The sequence below is a fragment of the Prosthecobacter fusiformis genome (genome assembly GCF_004364345.1).
Classification (GTDB): Bacteria; Verrucomicrobiota; Verrucomicrobiia; order Verrucomicrobiales; family Verrucomicrobiaceae; genus Prosthecobacter; species Prosthecobacter fusiformis.
In genome coordinates this window covers 1-5491 of record NZ_SOCA01000026.1, presented here as the reverse complement: position 1 = coordinate 5491, position 5491 = coordinate 1, and the positions used below count along the sequence as shown (strand labels likewise).

The window sequence follows — 5491 nt, the reverse complement described above, 5'->3', positions numbered from 1 at the left end:
AGTTGTTCACGGAGTGGAAATCAGAAAGTGATCTTTCAGAAAACAACATCTTCAGATTGGCGAGAATGAGCGAAGCGGAAGCTGAGTGAGTTTGAGTGATTTGGAGAGACAAAAACGAAAGCTAAATTGTGCGCTGCGTGTTATGGAATGCGCAGCTTGCCTGAAAGAATGGCAAGGTCAATTTAGCTGACTTAAGGAAACTAAAGTCAGCACCAATTTTTGGAGAGTTTGATTCTGGCTCAGAACGAACGCTGGCGGCGTGGATAAGACATGCAAGTCGAACGGGATATTTCTGGTAGTAATACTAGGAATGTTCAGTGGCGAACGGGTGCGTAACACGTGGATACATTCCGGGAAGCGGGGGATAGCCCAGGGAAACTTGGATTAATACCGCATGTGGTCGAGAGACTAAAGACGGGGACCGCAAGGCCTGTCACTTCCCGATTGGTCCGCGGCCTATCAGCTAGTTGGCGGGGTAAAGGCCCACCAAGGCTACGACGGGTAGCTGGTCTTAGAGGACGACCAGCCACACTGGAACTGAGACACGGTCCAGACACCTACGGGTGGCAGCAGTCGAGAATCTTTCACAATGGGGGCAACCCTGATGGAGCGACGCCGCGTGGAGGATAAGGTCTTCGGATTGTAAACTCCTGTCATGCGTGAACAAGGCTGCGAGGATAATACCTTTGCAGATTGATGGTAGCGCAAGAGGAAGAGACGGCTAACTCTGTGCCAGCAGCCGCGGTAATACAGAGGTCTCAAGCGTTGTTCGGAATCACTGGGCGTAAAGGGTGCGTAGGTGGCGTGGTAAGTCAGATGTGAAAGCCCAGGGCTCAACCCTGGAATTGCATCCGATACTGCTGTGCTAGAGTACTGGAGGGGTGACTAGAATTCTCGGTGTAGCAGTGAAATGCGTAGATATCGAGAGGAATACCAAAGGCGTAGGCAGGTCACTGGACAGTTACTGACACTGAGGCACGAAGGCCAGGGGAGCGAACGGGATTAGATACCCCGGTAGTCCTGGCAGTAAACGGTGCATACTTGGTGTGGGAAGATTCGACCCTTCCTGTGCCGGAGCTAACGCGTTAAGTATGCCGCCTGGGAAGTACGGTCGCAAGATTAAAACTCAAAGAAATTGACGGGGACCCGCACAAGCGGTGGAGTATGTGGCTTAATTCGATGCAACGCGAAGAACCTTACCTGGTCTTGACATGCACTGTGTCTCCGATGAAAGTCGGATAGAGTAGCAATACTCGCTTTGCACAGGTGCTGCATGGCTGTCGTCAGCTCGTGTCGTGAGATGTTGGGTTAAGTCCCGCAACGAGCGCAACCCCTGTGATTTGTTGCCACCCGGTTTACCGGAGCACTCGAATCAGACTGCCTCGATCAACGAGGAGGAAGGTGGGGATGACGTCAAGTCCGTATGGCCCTTACGACCAGGGCTGCACACGTACTACAATGCCCAGCACAATGTGAACCGAAACCGCGAGGTGGAGGAAATCAGTAAAACTGGGCTCAGTTCAGATTGTAGTCTGCAACTCGACTACATGAAGTTGGAATCGCTAGTAATGGTACATCAGCTACGGTACCGTGAATACGTTCCCGGGTCTTGTACACACCGCCCGTCACATCATGGAAGCTGGTTTCGCCCGAAGTGCGTGAGTCAACCGCAAGGGGACAGCGCCCTAAGGCAAGACTGGTGACTGGGATGAAGTCGTAACAAGGTAGCCGTAGGGGAACCTGCGGCTGGATCACCTCCTTTCTATGGAGTATGTTCATGAGTGTCTCACACTCAATATATGAACAAGGTCGACACTTCCTTTGATCAGAAATGATTAAAGAAGTGTGTGAATCGCGAAAGCGCTCACAAATGTTATCTGTGTATGAAGTAAACTGCAGCGCACAATTTAGTTTTCGTTTTTGAGATCAGAGCATCTTGAGCAGGGGGTTTAGCTCAGTTGGTAGAGCGCTAGCTTTGCAAGCTTGATGTCAGGAGTTCGAGTCTCCTAACCTCCACCACAAGCTGGATGAGGTTAGGCAATTGAACTTGTGACGTAAGCACAACTCCAAAAGGGCATGTAGCTCAGTTGGTTAGAGCACCGCCTTGATAAGGCGGGGGTCACTGGTTCGAGTCCAGTCCTGCCCACCATTTTGTTAGAGATGCGAGAGAGAATGTTTTTTGTGGAACTGATAGTTCCTTGACAACTGCATACAGGAAAAAGAAACAATTTTATTAGAGCCAGACGTTGGGACCTGTAAAAAGGTTTCAAACAAGTAATGAATGAAAAAAGTAAGTGTGTTCTAAATCCAATTTCGGTCATGCCTGAAAAGGCAAGGCCAATGAAATGGTTTTAGGGCAATGCAAGATTTAAAGGGTATGTAGTGGATGCCTTGGCACCAGCAGGCGATGAAGGACGTGGTAAGCTGCGATAAGCCTCGGAGAGCCGCAAACAGGCACTGATCCGGGGATTTCCGAATGGGATAACCTGATACGGTTCATACCGTATCGTTCTGCTCTCAATACATAGGAGCAGAGACGCTAAACCGCCTGAAGTGAAACATCTCAGTAGGGCGAGGAAAAGAAAGCGAAAGCGATTCCGTCAGTAGTGGCGAACGAAAGCGGAACAGCCCAAACCAGGAGGTTTCCTCCTGGGGTTGTAGGGCCTCGACGTGGCAGTTGAAGAGTTAGGTGAAGCGGATGGAAAGTCGCTCCACAGAGGGTGAAAGGCCCGTAACCGAAAACTCAACAACGCCTAGAGGTACCCTGAGTAATGCGATACACGTGAAACTTCGCATGAATCTGTGCCGACCACGGCATAAGGCTAAATACTCGCTGGTGACCGACAGTGAACAAGTACCGCGAGGGAAAGGTGAAAAGATCCGCCGTGAGCGAAGTGAAATAGTACCTGAAACCACATACCTACAAGGTGTCAGAGCCGGCTTGTCCGGTGATGGCGTGCCTTTTGCAAAATGAGTCTGCGAGTCAGTCTGTGTGGCAAGCCTAAGTCCTTCTGGGATGGAGGCGGAGCGAAAGCAAGTCCGAATAGGGCGACAAGTTGCACGGGCTGAACCCGAAGCGGTGGTGATCTACCTATGGCCAGGTTGAAGCGTCTTTAATCGGACGTGGAGGACCGAACCGGTGAACCTTGAGACGTTCTCGGATGAGCTGTGGGTAGGGGTGAAAGGCTAATCAAACCCCGTAATAGCTGGTTCTCCCCGAAATGTATTTAGGTGCAGCGTCATGCGCTTATCGAGGGGGGTAGAGCACTGAATGAGCTAGGGGGCATACCCGCCTACCAACCTCAATCAAACTCCGAATACCCTCGAACGAAGCATGGCAGTAAGACAGTGGGGGATAAGCTTCATTGTCGAAAGGGAAACAGCCCAGCTCAGCAGCTAAGGTGCCTAAATAACGCTCAGTGGAAAGGAAGTGAGATCTCATTGACAGTGAGGATGTTGGCTTAGAAGCAGCCACCATTTAAACAGTGCGTAATAGCTGACTCATCGAGAGGTCTCGCGCCGAAAATGATTGGCGATAAGCGTTATACCGAAGCTCTGGACTACATTGTCCAAGGGCAATGTTTTGGTAGGGGAGCGTTCTGTAAGCCTTGAAGCGTGAAGGTGACTGACCGTGGAGTTTACAGAAGTGAGGATGCAGACATAAGTAACGATAAGACGGGTGAAATCCCCGTCCGCCGTAAACCCAAGGTTTCCTGGGCAATGATTTTCATCCCAGGGTTAGTCGGGAGCTAAGTCCAGGCCGTTTGGCGTAGGCGATGCACAGCAGGTCAATATTCCTGCACCGGTGATGGTTAAAGCACAGGTTCGCGTCAAGGGAGAGAGCATGCCGATTGAAAGTGGCAGAAGGGTGCGGAGCGATCCAATCCTGGTCTCTTGAACTGAGCGCCTAGAAAAGCCTGTGCCCCTTTCCATGGCCGCCCGTACCGCAAACCGACACAGGTGGGTGGGTAGAATATACCAAGGCGTAAGAGTGAAACCTCGTTAAGGAACTCTGCAATCTAGTCCCGTAACTTCGGAAGAAGGGATGCCCAAATTTATTTGGGTCGCAGTGAAAGGGGACAACCGACTGTTTATCAAAAACACAGCATTGTGCCAAGACGAAAGTCCAAGTATACGATGTGACACGTGACCAATGCGGAAAGATTAAGGCAAGGGGTTAGCCGTAAGGCGAAGCTCTGAACCCAAGTCCCCGTGAATGTCGGCCGTAACTATAACGGTCCTAAGGTAGCGAAATTCCTTGTCGGGTAAGTTCCGACCTGCACGAATCGTGTAACGAGTTGTCCGCTGTCTCAACGAGGGGCTCAGTGAAATTGTAATAGCAGTGAAGATGCTGCTTACCCGCAGAAGGACGGAAAGACCCTATGCACCTTAACTGTAAGCTGTCACTGGTCGTTTGGTTTTCATGCTTAGCGTAAGTGGGAGGCTTTGAAGTGTAACTTTCGGGTTACATGGAGCCATCAATGAAACACCACCCTTGGGTATTGAACGATCTAACCGCGGCCCGTCATCCGGGCGTGGGACCATGTCAGCCGGTCAGTTTTACTGGGGCGGTATCCTCCCAAAGAGTAACGGAGGAGCGCGAAGGTTGGCTCAGCGTGGTTGGCAATCACGTGTTGAGTGCATTGGCATAAGCCAGCCTAACTGTGAGACTAACAAGTCGAACAGACACGAAAGTGGGCCAAAGTGATCCGGCGGTTTAATGTGGAATTGCCGTCGCTTAACGGACAAAAGGTACGCTAGGGATAACAGGCTGATCTTGCCCAAGAGTTCATATCGACGGCAAGGTTTGGCACCTCGATGTCGGCTCATCGCATCCTGGGGCTGGAGAAGGTCCCAAGGGTCCGGCTGTTCGCCGGTTAAAGCGGTACGCGAGCTGGGTTCAGAACGTCGCGAGACAGTTCGGTCCTCTATCCTCTGTGGGCGTAGGAAAATTGAAGGGTTTAATTCCTAGTACGAGAGGACCGGAATTAACGCACCTCTGGTGTTCCAGTTGTTCTGTCAAGAGCATCGCTGGGCAGCTATGTGCGGAAGGGATAAGCGCTGAAAGCATCTAAGCGCCAAGCCCATCCTAAGATTAATTTTCCCTGAAGGATCGTGGAAGACTACCACGTTGATAGGTCTCGGGTGCAAGCGCAGTAATGTGTTCAGCTTAGAGATACTAATCATCCGTTTGTCTTACATTGCTTCCATTTCAAATCAGACACACCGTCTGCCTTGACCGAAATTGTTTTTTATCCTGTATGCAGTTGTCAGGGAACTTGGAGTTCCTTGCCTTCAGACACCTGACCAGTTCAAACAAGCGCAAGCTTGGATGACCTCTGATCAGAAGTCTGGTGGTCATGGCACAGTGGCACCACCCGTTCCCATTCCGAACACGGAAGTGAAACGCTGTTGCGCCGATGATAGTTGGGCGATAGGCCCTGCGAAAGTAGGTCGCTGCCAGTTTATACCCCCTCCTTCAGCAATGAAG

At 51.0% G+C, this 5491-nt stretch carries 2 tRNA genes and 3 rRNA genes; all 5 read left to right on the top strand.

Features of this window, described 5'->3' with window-relative positions:
• The first annotated feature begins 216 nt into the window (after positions 1–216).
• The 5 genes from EI77_RS23105 to rrf all read left to right on the top strand — a co-directional run bounded on the left by EI77_RS23105 (position 217) and on the right by rrf (position 5466).
• Positions 217–1762 (top strand): 16S ribosomal RNA (locus tag EI77_RS23105).
• 181 nt (positions 1763–1943) lie between these two features.
• Positions 1944–2019 (top strand) — tRNA-Ala (locus EI77_RS23100).
• A 53-nt stretch (positions 2020–2072) separates the two neighbouring features.
• A tRNA-Ile gene (locus tag EI77_RS23095) sits at positions 2073–2149 on the top strand.
• A 210-nt stretch (positions 2150–2359) separates the two neighbouring features.
• A 23S ribosomal RNA gene (locus EI77_RS23090) occupies positions 2360–5204 on the top strand.
• 146 nt (positions 5205–5350) lie between these two features.
• Positions 5351–5466, top strand: a 5S ribosomal RNA gene (gene rrf / locus EI77_RS23085).
• Together the 16S, 23S and 5S rRNA genes with 2 tRNA genes alongside form the textbook arrangement of a ribosomal RNA operon.
• The last annotated feature ends 25 nt before the right edge of the window (positions 5467–5491 follow it).